Annotated in this window: 12 protein-coding genes and 4 pseudogenes; 12 read left to right on the top strand and 4 right to left on the bottom strand. The window is 42.9% G+C overall.

Annotation, left to right across the window (positions count from 1 at the left end; all coding sequences use genetic code 11):
* The first annotated feature begins 90 nt into the window (after nt 1-90).
* On the top strand, nt 91-1602 hold the full coding sequence (locus PCORN_RS07985; protein ID WP_036079229.1) for an ABC transporter permease: 1512 nt from the start codon (nt 91-93) through the stop codon (nt 1600-1602).
* A gap of 13 nt (nt 1603-1615) precedes the next feature.
* Nucleotides 1616-2299, top strand: a complete 684-nt coding sequence (locus tag PCORN_RS07980; protein WP_036079228.1) for an ABC transporter ATP-binding protein — start codon at nt 1616-1618, stop codon at nt 2297-2299.
* 62 nt (nt 2300-2361) lie between these two features.
* On the opposite strand, the gene PCORN_RS07975 is transcribed toward PCORN_RS07980, so the two are convergent.
* Both PCORN_RS07975 and PCORN_RS07970 read right to left on the bottom strand, forming a co-directional pair.
* Nucleotides 2362-2859, bottom strand: a complete 498-nt coding sequence (locus PCORN_RS07975; RefSeq protein ID WP_241433122.1) for a cysteine hydrolase family protein — start codon at nt 2857-2859, stop codon at nt 2362-2364.
* Nucleotides 2846-3307: an EVE domain-containing protein gene (locus tag PCORN_RS07970; protein ID WP_206537433.1), complete on the bottom strand. Its 462-nt coding sequence runs from the start codon at nt 3305-3307 to the stop codon at nt 2846-2848. The genes PCORN_RS07975 and PCORN_RS07970 overlap by 14 nt, the downstream gene beginning before the upstream one ends.
* 393 nt (nt 3308-3700) lie before the next feature.
* Here PCORN_RS07970 and alaS point away from each other — a divergent pair.
* From alaS to PCORN_RS07950, 4 genes and pseudogenes are all read left to right on the top strand, one after another.
* Nucleotides 3701-6333, top strand: a pseudogene (gene alaS / locus PCORN_RS07965) (alanine--tRNA ligase).
* Between the two features lie 242 nt (nt 6334-6575).
* A complete protein-coding gene (locus PCORN_RS07960) occupies nt 6576-6845 on the top strand; it encodes an IreB family regulatory phosphoprotein (RefSeq protein ID WP_036079227.1) in 270 nt (89 codons plus the stop codon).
* Nucleotides 6842-7258, top strand: coding sequence for a Holliday junction resolvase RuvX (gene ruvX / locus PCORN_RS07955; protein WP_036079225.1), 417 nt, complete (start codon nt 6842-6844; stop codon nt 7256-7258). Before PCORN_RS07960 ends, ruvX begins: the two co-directional genes overlap by 4 nt.
* 18 nt (nt 7259-7276) lie before the next feature.
* Nucleotides 7277-7570: a DUF1292 domain-containing protein gene (locus tag PCORN_RS07950; RefSeq protein WP_036079223.1), complete on the top strand. Its 294-nt coding sequence runs from the start codon at nt 7277-7279 to the stop codon at nt 7568-7570.
* 241 nt (nt 7571-7811) lie between these two features.
* Here PCORN_RS07950 and PCORN_RS07945 read toward each other — a convergent pair whose 3' ends face one another.
* Nucleotides 7812-8456 (bottom strand): DedA family protein, encoded by a 645-nt coding sequence (locus PCORN_RS07945; protein WP_036079220.1) that lies wholly within the window; start codon nt 8454-8456, stop codon nt 7812-7814.
* A gap of 176 nt (nt 8457-8632) precedes the next feature.
* On the opposite strand from PCORN_RS07945, the pseudogene mltG reads away from it, so the two are divergent.
* The 6 genes and pseudogenes from mltG (at nt 8633) to mtnN (ending at nt 13466) form a co-directional block, all read left to right on the top strand.
* Nucleotides 8633-9702, top strand: a pseudogene (gene mltG, locus PCORN_RS07940) (endolytic transglycosylase MltG).
* Nucleotides 9703-9785: 83 nt separating this feature from the next.
* The gene (locus tag PCORN_RS07935; RefSeq protein WP_036079213.1) at nt 9786-10436 is read left to right on the top strand and encodes an O-methyltransferase; all 651 of its coding nucleotides are present in this window, start codon (nt 9786-9788) and stop codon (nt 10434-10436) included.
* Nucleotides 10433-11065 (top strand): uridine kinase, encoded by a 633-nt coding sequence (gene udk, locus PCORN_RS07930; protein WP_036079211.1) that lies wholly within the window; start codon nt 10433-10435, stop codon nt 11063-11065. Before PCORN_RS07935 ends, udk begins: the two co-directional genes overlap by 4 nt.
* 185 nt (nt 11066-11250) lie before the next feature.
* Entirely contained in the window at nt 11251-11727 is a 477-nt protein-coding gene (gene greA, locus PCORN_RS07925; protein ID WP_036079210.1) for a transcription elongation factor GreA, read from the top strand.
* 329 nt (nt 11728-12056) lie between these two features.
* A pseudogene (locus PCORN_RS07920) lies at nt 12057-12693 on the top strand (YrrS family protein).
* Nucleotides 12694-12761: 68 nt separating this feature from the next.
* Complete coding sequence (gene mtnN / locus PCORN_RS07915; protein ID WP_036079208.1) at nt 12762-13466, top strand: 5'-methylthioadenosine/S-adenosylhomocysteine nucleosidase; 705 nt, start codon at nt 12762-12764, stop codon at nt 13464-13466.
* Between the two features lie 35 nt (nt 13467-13501).
* Here mtnN and PCORN_RS07910 read toward each other — a convergent pair.
* Nucleotides 13502-15308 (bottom strand): annotated as a pseudogene (locus tag PCORN_RS07910) (M3 family oligoendopeptidase).
* Between the last annotated feature and the right edge of the window lie 219 nt (nt 15309-15527).

Here is a 15527-nt window from a genome sequence, read left to right as displayed (position 1 = left end):
AGTTTAAAATACCGCACACAGTTTGTTCACAACTTTTTCATAACTTAAGGCTAATCTATAGAAAGAGCAAGACGAAATGGAGGAAACGATATGAATTTTATCAAACGAGCATTACTGAGCATGAAAGCAAGAAAAGGAAGAACCATTTTGCAATTATTTATTTTTACAATCGTGTGCGTACTTATTCTTTCCGGATTCACCATCCAATCCGCGGCAAATAAAGCAAGCGAGCTAGCAAGACAAGAACTAGGTGGGGACGTGACCTTAAGCGTTGACCGCGAAAAACAAATGAAGTCGCAGCAAACAGAATCTTCATCATCAAGCAGTAGCACGACTAGCAGTAAACCAAAAATGTTTGAATCTACACCAGTATCCGTGGCAGCAGCGAAGAAGCTAGCCACACTTGATCACGTATCAGGTTACAATCTCTATTCAAACACCCAAGCATTAGCATCCGGTTTTGATCCAATTAAATCATCGAGCGATACATCACAATCAGATGATTCCACATCAACAACGACAACAGGCGATAAAGCACCAGCAGATGATAGCAGCGACTCTAGCCGTCCGCAAATGGTTCAAGCAGACTTAACAGTTTCCGGCGTACTCGATTCCGCGACAGCAACGACATTCAAAGCAGGTACTGACAAACTCGTATCTGGGAAAGCCATTACAGCAAGCGACGTCGGTAAAAACGTTGTCATGATCGAAAAAACATTAGCAGAAGCCAATGACCTTAAAGTTGGGGACAAAATTAAAATCCAATCCAGCGACGAAGCTACAACTGTAGAATTAACAATCAAAGGTATTTATAAAACAAGCGATTCAGGAAGTGACGCAGCAGCGAATTTCTCATTCTTAAATCCTTATAACACAATTTACGTACCATATACAGTTGCCAATACAATCAAAGGCAGCGATGCAAAAGACACAGTCGATTCCGCGGTTTACTTCATGGATGACGCAGAAAACATTACGGCTTTTGAAAAAGAAGCTAAAAAAGTAAGCGCGGTGGATTGGGATACATTCAAATTAGATGCCAATGACGCGACGTACCAACAAATGATCGGACCTATCAACAACGTAGCTTCGTTCTCGAAAAACGTTGTCTATATCGTAACCATTGCGGGAGCACTTATCTTGGCATTACTTGTTATGATGCAAATTCGCGAACGTAAATACGAAATGGGCGTGTTACTAGCCATCGGTGAAAAACGCTCCAAACTAATCGGCCAGTTCCTCGTGGAAATTTTAGTGGTGGCGGTGCTATCATTCGGAATTGCCGCGGTGAGCAGTCATTACGTAGCACAAGTCGTTGGAAACCAGCTACTAACCCAACAAAACGCAACAGCATCCGAATCGACATCCACAACGAGCAACCAAGGTGGGCCAGGCGGAAATGGCGGCGGACCAGGTCAAGGATTCGGTTCATCCCTAACATCCAACACAGCAGAAATCAAATCACTGGATATCCAAGTCAGCCTTGAAGATATGTTGAAAATGGGCGGTATCGGCGTTGGTATAGCCTTCATCTCCGTATTACTCCCATCCATCCTAATTTTACGTATGAATCCGAAAACAATCTTAACAAAACAAGAATAGGAGCGTGACCTTTATGACAAAAATTCTCGAATTCTCAGATGTAAGCTATTCCTACCACCAAAATGATAATCCAATTCTCGATAAAATAAACTACACCTTCGCGACTGGCGTTTTCTACACCGTCGTTGGCAGCTCGGGATCAGGAAAAACCACTTTCCTGTCCCTCGCTGGTGGTCTAGATTCACAAAAAGACGGCGATATTTTCTACAAAGGCCTGTCCTTGAAAAAAATAGGTCTCAACAAATATCGCAATCAATACGTTTCCATCGTGTTCCAAAGTTATAACCTACTGACTTACATGACAGCACTTCAAAACGTGACAACCGCAATGGAAATCACGCATGTAGATCAAAAAGACAAGCGCCAATTCGCACTCGACATGCTCGCAAAAGTCGGCATTGACGAAAAAATGGCACGCCAAAAAGTCCTCACATTAAGCGGAGGACAACAACAACGCGTATCGATCGCCCGCGCCCTATGTTGCGAAACCGAGTTAATCGTAGCAGATGAACCCACAGGAAATCTCGACGAACGCACGAGTAAAGAAGTCGTGACGCTATTCCAAGACTTGGCGCACAAAGAAGGGAAGTGCGTTGTCATGGTAACGCATGACCCAGAAATCGCGAAAGTTTCCGATGTGAAAATCACGATGAAAAACGGTAAGTTTGATGTAAAAGAGCAAATGGTAACAGTCTAAGGGTAGTAAATAAAATAAGCCCAATCAGATTCTTTCGTGAATCTGATTGGGCTTATTTTTAATCACAAAAATGTCAAAAATCTCTTATCCCAAAGCGACTCATGATGCGCCATAATCGTTTCCGCATCCATCAAATCACTATCCGCCGTCGTATGCAATCCGCGCACCATATAGCTGTCAAATCCCAATCCATGCGCAAATCGAACCGTCGTATCCACACAATATTCCGTCTGCGCGCCGCAAAACTCAATCTTCTCCACATCTAAACTAGCAAGAATCGCCGGCAATTCCGTCTTAAAAAACGAATTCGCATGCGTCTTATTCACATAAATATCATCATGTCGACAATCCAATTCCGGCATCAACGCCCACGCATCATTTCCAATCACCAATGCCTCATCCACATGCTGAACAAAAATCACCGGTTTCCCTGCATCCCGATACATCGCAATCCGCTGATTCACACCATCCAACACACGCTCCAAATTTGCTAACGGATAATCCACCGAATGCACCCCGTTTTGCAAATCAATCACAACCAAAACATCACTCACCATCATTCATCACACCCTTCGAAGTTTCATATTTCATCGGCAAACCCATCCGCTCCGCAATTACTAAAAAGAAATCCTTATCGATTTCAAAATGCCCATAACGCAAAGAAGAACGATACTTTTGCCACGCTTCTAGATGCGTTATAGCATGTAAAGGCACTTGTTTTGCATCAGGGAAAAAATCAATATCTTTACGATAGGGCACAAATGCCTCACTCATCGCAAATGGATAAATATCCGCGCCCTTCACACGCCCAATCGCAGTAAAACACTGGCACTTCGCGTCGCTATCAAGTTCCTGTTTCGGACTATAATAAATCAACCAATCCCCTGGTTTCATCCGTTTCAGCGGAGCTTCTTTCCCATGACACAACTGAGAAAATCCACCTTCCACGCCTAATTCGACATGGTCCAAAGAAGCCACACCAATCCAATATTTCGTCAATTTCATCATCTTCTCTCCCTATTTTTTATCATACACCCATTATAAAACGTATGGCTGTATAAAGTCCATTCAATAAAGTTTGACAATAAGCCACTATATCCTTTATAATTTCAAGTATCATACAACTAAAAATAAGTGTGAGTTTAAAGAAACACGCCCGTTTGCAAGAGAAATGTTCCTATGGCTGGAAGAACATAAACGAGACAGCGATTTCTGTGCTACCTCACATTACGACTATTTTTCGTCTTATCCCGCGTTAAGGATTCTAAAGAGGTAATGATCAAGTCTTATATCATTGCAAACAGGGTGGTACCGCGAACATATTCGTCCCTGTATTGCGAGATGATATGAGGCTTTTTGTTTTGTATTCATACTCGCGCTAACCAAAAAGGAGGAAATAAAATGAAACAACTAACAAGTGCTGAAGTAAGACAAATGTTCCTTGATTTTTTCCAGGAAAAAGGCCATAAAGTGGAGCCAAGTGCGCCGCTCGTGCCGATTAATGATGCATCTTTGCTATGGATTAATAGTGGTGTTGCGACATTGAAAAAATATTTCGACGGTAGCGTGATTCCGGACAACCCACGTATTACCAATGCACAAAAATCAATCCGCACAAACGATATCGAAAACGTTGGTAAAACAGCGCGCCATCACACATTTTTCGAAATGCTGGGTAATTTTTCAATAGGCGAATATTTTAAAGAAGAAGCGATTGTTTGGGCTTGGGAATTTTTGACGAGTCCGCAATGGATTGGCTTTGACCCTGATAAATTATACGTAACGGTTTATCCAGAAGACGAAGAAGCGAAGACGATTTGGAAGGAAAAAGTTGGCTTGACAGACGATCATATTGTGCCGATTGAGGACAATTTCTGGGATATCGGCGAAGGTCCAAGTGGTCCTGATAGCGAGATTTTTTTACGACCGTGGGGAGGCTTATGGCAACGATGCGACAGATCCAGAACTCTATCCAGGCGGCGAAAACGAGCGCTATTTGGAAATTTGGAACTTAGTATTCTCGCAATTCAATCACAACGCAGATGGCACCTACACACCACTTCCAAAGAAAAACATTGATACAGGGATGGGCTTGGAGCGGATGGTTTCGATCATTCAAGACGCGCCTACGAACTTCGAAACAGACCTATTCATGCCAATCATTCGCGAAGTAGAGGCGATTTCTGGTGAAAAATATGGTCAAGATCCAGCAACAGATACAGCATTCAAAGTTATCGCTGACCATGTGCGTACAGTAGCTTTTGCAATCGGTGATAGTGCCTTACCATCCAACGAAGGCCGCGGCTACGTGTTGCGTCGTTTGCTGCGCCGTGCCGTTCGTTACGCTAAAAACTTAAATATCAACGAGCCGTTCATGTATAAACTTGTGCCAGTAGTCGGCAAAATCATGAATAGCTACTATCCAGAAGTAGAAAAACAAACCGAATTCATTCAAAAAAATCGTGCGCACCGAAGAAGAGCGCTTCCATGAGACGCTAAATGAAGGTTTGGCGATTCTAGAAGAGATGATGGCGGCAGCAAAAGATTCTGGTCAAATGAACGGTGCCGATATTTTCAAATTATACGATACATTCGGATTCCCGGTGGAGCTGACCGAAGAATACGCGGAAGATAATGGTTTAACAGTCGATCACGCTGGCTTTGAAGCAGAAATGACGAAACAACGCGATCGTGCTCGTAATGCGCGCGCTGACGTTAAATCCATGAGCGTCCAAACCGAGCTTTTAACAAGCCTGACTGAAAAAAGTGCATTTTTAGGCTATGAAACAACGACTGTCGCAACTGAAGTTCTCTATATTATCAAATCCGGTGGCTTAGCAGAAAGCGCATCACGCGGCGATAAAGTCCAAGTGATTTTTAAAGAAACACCGTTCTACGCTGAAAGTGGCGGTCAAATCGCGGATCAAGGAACGATTAAGAAATCTGGTTTTAGCGCAGCAGTATTGAACGTCCAAAAAACACCAAACAAGCAAAACATCCATGAAGTGCGTATCGAAGAGGGTAGTCTAAACAAAGGCGATCACGTGACGCTTGAAGTAGACAAAGCTTCCCGCTACGGTGTCGTGAAAAATCACACAGCAACCCATTTACTACACCGCGCGTTAAAAGACGTACTGGGCGATCACGTCAACCAAGCCGGCTCGCTCGTAGAACCGAATCGCTTGCGTTTTGACTTCTCTCATTTTGGCCAAATTACAGACGCAGAATTGCAAAAAATGGAACACATCGTTAACCGCAAAATCTGGGAACAACTCGCAGTAGATATCAAAGAAATGCCAATCAAAGAAGCGAAAGAACTTGGCGCGATGGCTCTATTTGGCGAAAAATACGGCGATGTCGTACGCGTTGTCCGCATCGGTGATTACAGCATCGAACTTTGTGGAGGTCTGCACGTAGGCAACACCTCCGAAATTGGACTTTTCAACATCATTTCCGAAAGCGGCATTGGAGCAGGAACACGCCGTATTGAAGCAGTCACTGGCGAGTCCGCATACCGTTTCCTGAACCAACAAGAACACTACCTAAAAGAAACAGCGCACTTGCTTAAAACGACACCAAAAGAAGCACCACAAAAAGTAGAACAATTGCATCAAGAAATGCGCGAAATAAAACGCGAAAACGAATCTCTACTTTCAAAACTAGCAAATGCAGCAAGCGCAGATATTTTCAGCAATCCAGAAGATATTGGTGGCGTAGCAGTCATCGCGAAACAAGTAAACGCGAAAGACATGAATCAGTTACGCCAATATATGGACAACTGGAAAGAAACAAAAGCAAGCGGCATTTTAGTTCTTGGCGCAGCCCATGACGATAAAGTAAGCCTCATCTCAGCTGTCTCTGAAGACCTTATTAAAGAAGGGTACCACGCAGGTAAATTACTAAAAGAAATCGCGACACGTTGCGGTGGAAACGGTGGCGGACGCCCAGACACAGCCCAAGCAGGCGGAAAAGACCCAGAAAAACTAGCAGATGCACTTGCGTATGCAACAGAATGGGTTTCCCTTCAACAATAAATCGCTCAGTGAAGCGAGAAACGGTCACTTCCGTCGTTAAAAGCTCCGCTCCGGTGTAGACTTTTGTCTAGGAATTAATCATTTCTGGCTCCGCTAACGTTTACCGTTACAAGTCATGGTAGGATTAGACAACAAAAAACTTTAAACAATTGGTCTAGCATCTTCTTTGTTATTTTTCGCGACTTAGTGTAAAATGAAATGTGGACAATAGCGATAACAATGGGAAAGAGGTGCTGATCAAAATGGCTTCTGATAAAACAATGTTTTATAGTTTTGGCGACGATTCGATTGAAGAAGATGTCAAAATTCTGATGGAGAAAGTATATGTTGCCCTAGAAGAAAAAGGATATAACCCGATTAATCAGATTGTTGGTTATTTGCTCTCTGGTGATCCAGCTTATATTCCGCGCCATAACGATGCTCGTAATTTGATCCGCCGTCTAGAGCGCGATGAGATTATCGAAGAATTAGTAAAGGCGTACCTAAAAAACAATAAGATTGGTGACAAATGAGAACAATGGGATTAGACGTTGGCTCGGTGACTGTTGGTGTAGCCATTAGTGATGAGCTAGGCTGGACCGCACAGGGCATTGAGACAATCACGATAAACGAACGCGCGAAGCAATTTGGCTACGATCGCGTGAAAGAGCTCGCAGCAGAGTACAATGTTACAAAAATTGTAGTAGGTTGGCCAAAAAATATGAATAATACGGTCGGTGAACGTGCAGAAGCATCTGAAAAGTATGCGGAAGTATTGGAAAATCGCACTGGAATACCTGTAGTTTTATGGGATGAGCGATTGACCACTGCTGCAGCGGAACGGACGTTGCTTGAAGCTGATGTTAGCCGTAAGAAGCGTAAGAAAGTCATTGATAAGCTTGCAGCGGTTATGATATTGCAGTCTTATTTAGATTCAAATAATTAATTAAAAGAGGTGTCCATTATGACAGAAAATCATGAACATGATCACGAACATATCACAGTAGTAGACGAAGACGGTAACGAGGAGCTTTACGCAGTCCTATTCTCGTTCAATTCCGATGAGTTTGAGAAATCTTACGTCCTTTATTATCCAGAAAGCGCAGAAGACGAGGAAGAAATCGAATTACAAGCGTCTTCTTTCATTGAAAACGAAGATGGCACACAAGGCGAGTTAAAACCTGTGGAAACAGAAGAAGAATGGGATATGATCGAAGAAGTACTAGCGACATTCCTAGAAGACGAAGACGCCGAATAAATCTTTCAGAGGGCGTAAAAACGCGCATCTGCGTCGTTAAAGTCTGTGCTCCGATGCTCACGTACGAAAGTACGTTCCGCTTCGGTACTCGACTTTGCCTAGCATCTACGCATTTTTACGCCCTCTGAGGTTCTGCGATTTCATAGCATCGTTTGGTGTTAGTTCGAAGAACCTGGTTTTGCTTATGAAGTACAATTTGTCGATTAAACGAAAGAAGCTGGGAGTTAGCGCAATTAAGTGCCTAATTCCCAGCTTCTTCTTTTATGCCGTTGGTTTGCGTTTTTTTTACTATCTTCACGATTAAGCACACAACAATTACCACTAGAAGAGCTAGCATGGCATAGCTAATAGGGCGGGTATATTGTTCGACCACGCTCCAATTGGCCCCCAGTTTGTAGCCTAAGTAGGTTAGGAAAATATTCCAAGGGATGCAGCCTAAGATCGTATACGTGACAAATTTCCAAATGTTCATGTTTGCAATGCCGGCTGGTAGTGATATGAAAGTTCGGATGACGGGCAGGATGCGGCCGAAGAACACTGCGGATGCGCCGTATTTTTGAAACCAATTTTCGGCTAGGTCCAGATGCCCGACATTTAGAAAGATGTATTTTCCAAATTTTAAAACGAGGGCTCGGCCGCCAAATTTGCCGATGTAGTAGGCGATTAGGGAGCCAACGAGGTTTCCTGCGATGCCTGCTATAACGACGAGCCAGAAGTTCAGGTCGCCTGCTTCGGCCATGAAACCACCGAATAGCATGACAACTTCGCTTGGAAGCGGGATACAGACGCTTTCGATGACCATCGCCCAGAAGATGCCCCAGTGTCCGAATAGGTCGATTAAGGTCATGACGAAATTTTGCAGGGCTTCAATAATGGAATGTAACATAGATAGCCTTCTTTCGTTTGGATTGAACCGTTTAACGATGCTTCCTTAGTATAACTAAATTTGTCGAAAACGTCACGAATTTATATTTTTTGCCGAATGTGGTTGAACTATGGTAGTGATTACCGTTATAATAGATAGGGAAATGTTTTGCATAGACGAATGAAAGAGGTTTAGATATGAAAAAATCCAAAAGCAAAATGATCACGATTATTATTTCAAGTGTTGCCGCGGTACTGGTTGTGTTGACTGTCGGGGGCTACTTCTATGTGGATTCGCAACTCCAAGCTGTCAATGCATCGAGCAAGGAATCGATTATTGTAGATATTCCTAAAGGCTCTAAGGTATCGGAAATTGGCGATATTCTTCAAGAAAATAACGTGATTAATAGTAGTATGATTTTTACGTACTATGTGAAATATAAAAATGAGACGAACTTAAAAGCGGGAAAATATAAATTGAGTCCATCGATGACTGTTGAGCAAGTTGTCAATGAATTGAAAAAAGGTCAAGTGATTGCTCCATCCAGACTTGTGATTCCAGAAGGGTACTCCTTAGATCAAATCGCGGATCGAATGGTAGCTTATAAACCTGAATTGAAAAAAGCAGATATTTTAAAAGTAATGGATGATAAAGCGTTTGTTAATGAATTGATGACGGCCTATCCAGATACGGTTACAAGAGACGTGTTAGCGGCTAATATCAAGCATCCGCTAGAAGGTTATCTATACCCGGCAACGTATGAATTTACAGGCAAAACGGATATTAAAGCGATGGTAAGCGACATGGTCAAAGCGACAGATGCCAATATCGCCAAATACAAGCCGGAACTCACGAAACAAAAAAATGTCGGTGCATCATTTCTTAACGATGTCCTCCCTCATTGAAAAAGAAGCAACGGCAAATGTCGATCGTAGCAAAATTTCAAGTGTTTTTTATAATCGCTTGAAAGAAAGCATGCCGCTACAGACGGATCCAACAGTGCTTTATGCGCTCGGTAAACATAAATCGCGTACGATGTATGAAGATTTAAAAGTGGATTCGCCGTACAATACGTACAAAAATAAAGGCTTGCCACCAGGCCCGATTTCAAATAGTGGAGAAACATCGATGGAAGCCACATTGCATCCAGAAAAAACGGAGTATCTTTACTTCTTAGCGAATACAAAAACAGGGCAGGTTTATTTTTCCAAAACGTTTAGAAGAGCATAATAACTTAAAAGAAGAACATATTACAAATAATCAATAAATAGACACGATAAGCGTTTGTTTTTGGCCTTGAAGGCTGAGAACAGGCGCTTATCATTGGTCTGTTAAAGGGGAATTAGAGCAGTGAACGATACGTTAATTCATAATTATTTGCTTTCACATATTCCAGAGCGCAAGCCGTTCTTCATGGAATTGGAAGCTTATGCAGCGGAACACGAAGTACCGATTATGGAAGTGGACTCGATGCATTTTATGTTACAAATTATGCAAATTCAACAGCCGAAGCGAATTTTGGAAATTGGAACAGCGATTGGTTATTCGGCATTACGGATGGCAGATGCGTTGCCTGATGTACATATTGTCACAATGGAGCGCGATGAAGTGCGTTATGACCGAGCTTGGCACAATGTCCACACATTTGGCGCAGAGGACCGGATTGAGGTTCTCCTCATGGATGCCTTGGAAGATAGCTCGATTGTGCTAGAAAAGGAGAATTTTGACGCGATTTTCATCGATGCTGCAAAAGCCCAATACGCTAAATTTTTCAACGTCTACATCGACAAATTGGCTCCGGGTGGCGTGATCTACAGCGATAATGTGCTTTTCAAAGGATTGGCGTTACATGACTCGCCGCGAGCACAGCAGAAGCAACGCGTTTCTAGAAAAATGCGGGAATTCAATGATTGGCTTTTGCAAAATCCAGATTTCATTACGACGACCGTTCCTTTAGGGGATGGCCTTGCGATTAGTCGCAGAAAGGAAGGCGCAAAGTGACGAAGAAAAAGCCGATAGTAGTGGGCGTGACGGGCGGTAGTGGTTCGGGGAAAACGAGTGTGAGTAAGGCAATTTACGATCATTTTACAGGACATTCGATTTTGATGTTGGAGCAAGATTTTTACTATAAAGATCAAGCAGAAATGGCTTTTGAGGAGCGTTTAAAAACGAATTATGACCATCCCTTGGCCTTTGACACAGACCTTTTGATTCGTCATATCAAGCAATTATTGCGCTATGAGCCAATCGATAAACCGGTGTATGATTATGAACTTTATACACGTTCTAGCGAGATTATTCACCAAGAACCGAAAGAAGTCATCATTTTAGAAGGAATTCTAATTTTGGAAGATCCGAAGTTGCGTGACCTAATGGATATCAAGGTTTATGTTGATACAGACGATGATATCCGGATTTTGCGACGGATGGTACGTGATGTGAATGAACGCGGCCGGACAATGGAATCGGTGATTGAACAGTATTTGGGCGTGGTGAAGCCGATGTATCAGAAGTTTATCGAACCCACGAAAAAATATGCCGACATTATCATCCCAGAAGGCGGCGAGAACAAGGTTGCCATTGATTTAATGACGACAAAAGTAGCGACAATACTCGAAATGAACCGATAATGCGACGCTACGACTTGTAATTACATGCGAATTAAGATAAAATTTCACTATTGGACAAAAATTTGCTGGACATTCCCTGAGAAACGTGTTAATCTTTCAGGCGTAAAGTAAATACATGTTGAGGCGCGGAAAAGAACAAACTTCCGTGCTTTTCAAATAACATAAAGATGAAGGAGAGAAAGAATTTGGCTACAGAAAAAGTATTTCCAATGACATTAGAAGGTAAAGCGAAATTAGAAAATGAACTAAACGATTTAAAAACTGTCAAACGTAAAGAAGTAGTAGAACGTATTAAAATTGCCCGTAGCTTCGGCGATCTTTCGGAAAACTCCGAGTACGATTCCGCAAAAGACGAGCAAGCTTTCGTAGAGGGCCGCATTACAACACTTGAAAACATGATTCGTAGCGCGCAAATCATTGATGCCAGCGCCACGAGCGGTGAAGTAGCACTTGGAAACACCGTTACTTTCAAAGAACTTCCAAACGGAGACGAAGAAAGCTACACCATCGTAGGAAGCGCGGAAGCAGATCCGTTCGAAGGCCTTATTTCCAATGACTCACCAATCGCCAAAGCCCTACTAGGCTGCAAAGAAGGCGACGAAGTATCGATTCAAACACCAGGCGGCGAAATGAACGTCAAAATCACAAAAATCAGCGCATAATATGCTGGAATGAATAAATACAAAACCTCAGCGAAGCGAGAACGGTTCATATTCTAGGCAAAGGCGAGTACCAGGTGCGGAAGCGTACTTGCGTACGCGAAAACTGGAACGGAACCTTTAGCGCCGAAGATGGGCCGAAATAAAAACTTAAACAAACGCAGTACAAGAAAATAACGCAAAACCTCAGCGAAGCGAGAACGGCTTATATTCTAGGCAAAGGCGAGTACCAGGTGCGGAGCGTACTTGTGTACGTGAGCACTGGAACGGAGCCTTTAACGACGAAGATAAGCCGTTCTCGCTTCGCTGACCTAGGTAAGGTGGTGGCATATATGGACAAGAAAACACAAAAGGAAGAGCAGCGACGCAGTGCCCAAAATCATGTGGAAGCATCACGCTCTGAGCAAAATAGTAAACATAAAAGAACGAGTATCACTTTGAACGTTTTAATCATACTGATGAGTTTGGCAATTGTTGGTGTTTTATGGCTTGTTTTTTTTTTTAACAGCTGATGATTCGGCGGATAAAGTAGAAACAAAGCCTAAAACGGAACAAACGCAAAAGGCGGATGAAGCGAAGAAGGATGACTCGAAAGCGAAGGACACCGAGAAACCGAAAGAGCAAACGACGGAGACCAGCGATGATCCTAATGTGTCAGAAGTCATTACAAAAGATTGGAAAGCTGTTGGGACGGAACAAAAAGGCGATCACGTGAACTCTTATGAAATGGATAGTCAGGATTGGGATGAGAAAGTGAACGCATTTTCTGAGGCGACAGGTATTGATAATGGTGACATGACGATTTGGTATGTCGGTCGCGGTGAAGAGCCTGCAACACAATCAATTGGAACGATTTCAACAAAATCTGATCCAGATAAAGCTTTCCGAGTATATGTTACTTGGGTCGATGGAGCTGGATGGCAACCGACAAAAGTAGAAGTACTCAAAACGAATGATAAAAGAAACTGATAAGACTGTGTTTCGGATGGTTTATCCACTTCGAACGCAGTTTTTTTAAAGGGAAGGAATGATAGGAAATGGGGAAAATAGCAATTATCGGTGCAATGGAAGAAGAAGTGACAATTTTACGGGAACAGATGGTTGGACTGGAGGAAACGACGATAGCAGGAGCTGTTTTCTATACAGGAATGTTGGTTGGAAAGGAGATTGTCTTGTTGAAATCTGGCATTGGGAAAGTAAATGCGGCCTTATCGACGACGCTTTTATGCGATCATTATGATATTTCGTTAATCATTAATACAGGCTCAGCTGGAGGTATCGGTGCGGAATTGGAAGTTGGAGATGTGATTATTTCAGATCATTTGGCGTATGGGGATGTGGATGCAACGGCTTTTGGTTATACATACGGGCAAGTACCTCAAATGCCGGCACTCTATCAGGGCGATGAAGAGGCGATGCGCTTGGCACAGCAAATCTACCAAGAAAACTTCTCAGAGGGGAACAAGGCGGTCTACGGGCTTGTGGTGACGACGGATTCTTTTATCCACCGGCCAGATCAACGGGAATTGATTACGACTTTCTTCCCAGAGGTAAAAGCGGTGGAAATGGAAGCTTGCGCGATTGCACAGGTGGCGCATCAGTTTAACGTGCCGTTTTTGATTATCCGAGCGCTTTCAGACGTGGCGGATAGTGAGGCTAGTGTTTCTTTTGATGAGTTTTTAGTGACAGCGGCAAAGAATTCGTCGTCTTGTGTTGTGAAAATGGTAGAACAATTGTCATGAAAAAACGCCCGCTTTGTGATTAGCGGGCGTTGCTGTCATACTAAATCATTTGTTAAATTCAGGAATTCTTCGACGTCACCAACCGCAATTTCCAGCGCGCCTTCCCAGAAATCGGGTTTTGTTAAATCGATACCTAGATGTTTTTGAGCGAGTTGTTCGGTTGTCATGGCGCCAGTGTCTTGCAATAAGGCGATGTACTTGTCTTCGTAGCCGCTTCCTTCTGCGAGTGCCTGGTGATAAATGCCTAATGAGAACAAATAGCCAAATGTGTATGGGAAGTTGTAAAACGGCACGTCGGCAATATAAAAATGTAATTTGGAAGACCAGAATTGTGGGTGGTACTCGGATAATGCATCTTGGAAGGCTTCTCGTTGCGCATCTTCCATTAATGTATTTAGGCGATCCGCAGAAACAAGACCTTCTTTGCGAGCTTCGTAAAAACGTGTTTCGAATAAGAAACGAGCGCGTATGTCCATGAAAAAGGCGATGCTGCGTCCGATTTTATCTTCTAATAGAATGATCTTTTCTTCTTTTGTAGCGGCTTCTTTAACGGAAGCGTCCGCGATAATCATTTCAGCAAAAGTTGACGCGGTTTCAGCTACGTTCATCGCATAATTCGTATTTTCGAAAGGTTCATCGCGGATAACGTGCGAGTGGAAAGCGTGGCCCAGTTCGTGTGCTAGTGTTGCGACTGTTCCAGGAGCGCCGTCATACGTCATGAAAATCCGGCTTTCTTTCTCCAGTGGAATATCGGTACAGAAGCCACCAGGCCGCTTATTATCACGATCTTCTGCCTCAATCCATTGCTGTTCAAATGCATGTTTCGCAAAACTAGCCATTTTTGGGCTGAATTTAGCAAATTGCGTCAGAATGAAATCTGCGCCTTCTTGGTACGTATATTTTTTCGGCTCAGAATCAAGTGTCAGGGGTGCAAAGACATCATGAAAACTTAATTTGTCGATGCCGAATAGTTGTGCTTTGCGATTCAAGAATGAAACGAACGTTGCTTTATGTTTTTCGATGACGTTCCACATCGTTGCCAATGTTTTCTCGTCTAGACGATTGATTGCAAGTGGTTCCGCGAGAACATTGTCCCAGTTACGCGTCCGATAAACGGCGAGACGGAAACCTGCTAGATGATTCAATGTATCGCTGAATAGTTGTGATTTTTCCTGCCAAGCTTTACCATACGCTTCAAATACAGCGACACGAACGGCACGATCAGGATGGCTCAATAAGTTCAAGGCTTGACCAGCGGAGACTAATTTTTCCTCGCCATCGACGACAACAGGGACACGAATCGTTGCTACGACTGTATCATAATGATCGGACCAGCCACGGTAACCGTCCACATTCAATGCATTAATCACGGCCTCTTCTTCCCGTGTTCCTTTTTTCTTTGCGATTTTCGCGCGCTTCATTCAATACAAAGGCGATTTCGCTCAAGCCGTTTTCTGCAAGCAGTGAAGCCCATAGAACGTCTGGAATTAAGGCGAATTTCTCATGCCACTCGTTTTCAATAGTTTCTAATTCTGCCAATTGTTGGTATACGCCACCGGTCAATTCGACAGCCTTCAAATCACGCGTGTCGGCCGAGGATAAACATTCCAGAAAAGCCGCTGCGTTCATCAGTTGTTTTGTGATTTCTGCATTTCGATTGATTAAAAGTAAAAATTCACTGACCGCCTCGTTATTTTCTGGAATCGGCCAATCCTGGACTGCTTGTTTAAATGACGCGATATCTTTTGTTGTGTCAGAAAGCGCATTAGCCAGAGCTTCAGAGCCACTTCCGCCTGAATAAATAGAATCTAAATCCCATATTAACGCATAGTTTTTTGCCATCATAATCCCCCTATATTTCCGTATTTTCCACTTCATTATAGCACTTATCTCAGATTTTTTTGTAAAATAAGCGGAAAGATGTTAAAATTTATAAGGATTACATGAAAAGCGTGATTGTCTGGCAATCTAAAAGACGATGTCATGCCACATTGAAACTAATTAAATAAAAAGAGGTGCCTAATTTTGCTAAAAAAATTTCTCAACCGGATAAAATGTTAA

The organism is Listeria cornellensis FSL F6-0969 (assembly GCF_000525855.1).
Taxonomy (GTDB): Bacteria; Bacillota; Bacilli; order Lactobacillales; family Listeriaceae; genus Listeria_A; species Listeria_A cornellensis.
Note: the sequence above shows the minus strand (reverse complement) of the source record. Positions and strands in the feature narration are given on the sequence as shown.

What these genes read in the sequence shown, in the direction of transcription:
- PCORN_RS07985 (WP_036079229.1), top strand. Translation starts at nt 91, where the DNA reads ATGAATTTTATCAAACGAGCATTACTGAGCATGAAAGCAAGAAAAGGA.
- PCORN_RS07980 (WP_036079228.1), top strand. Translation starts at nt 1,616, where the DNA reads ATGACAAAAATTCTCGAATTCTCAGATGTAAGCTATTCCTACCACCAA.
- PCORN_RS07975 (WP_241433122.1), bottom strand. Translation starts at nt 2,859, where the DNA reads ATGATGGTGAGTGATGTTTTGGTTGTGATTGATTTGCAAAACGGGGTG.
- PCORN_RS07970 (WP_206537433.1), bottom strand. Translation starts at nt 3,307, where the DNA reads ATGATGAAATTGACGAAATATTGGATTGGTGTGGCTTCTTTGGACCAT.
- PCORN_RS07960 (WP_036079227.1), top strand. Translation starts at nt 6,576, where the DNA reads ATGGCTTCTGATAAAACAATGTTTTATAGTTTTGGCGACGATTCGATT.
- ruvX (WP_036079225.1), top strand. Translation starts at nt 6,842, where the DNA reads ATGAGAACAATGGGATTAGACGTTGGCTCGGTGACTGTTGGTGTAGCC.
- PCORN_RS07950 (WP_036079223.1), top strand. Translation starts at nt 7,277, where the DNA reads ATGACAGAAAATCATGAACATGATCACGAACATATCACAGTAGTAGAC.
- PCORN_RS07945 (WP_036079220.1), bottom strand. Translation starts at nt 8,456, where the DNA reads ATGTTACATTCCATTATTGAAGCCCTGCAAAATTTCGTCATGACCTTA.
- mtnN (WP_036079208.1), top strand. Translation starts at nt 12,762, where the DNA reads ATGGGGAAAATAGCAATTATCGGTGCAATGGAAGAAGAAGTGACAATT.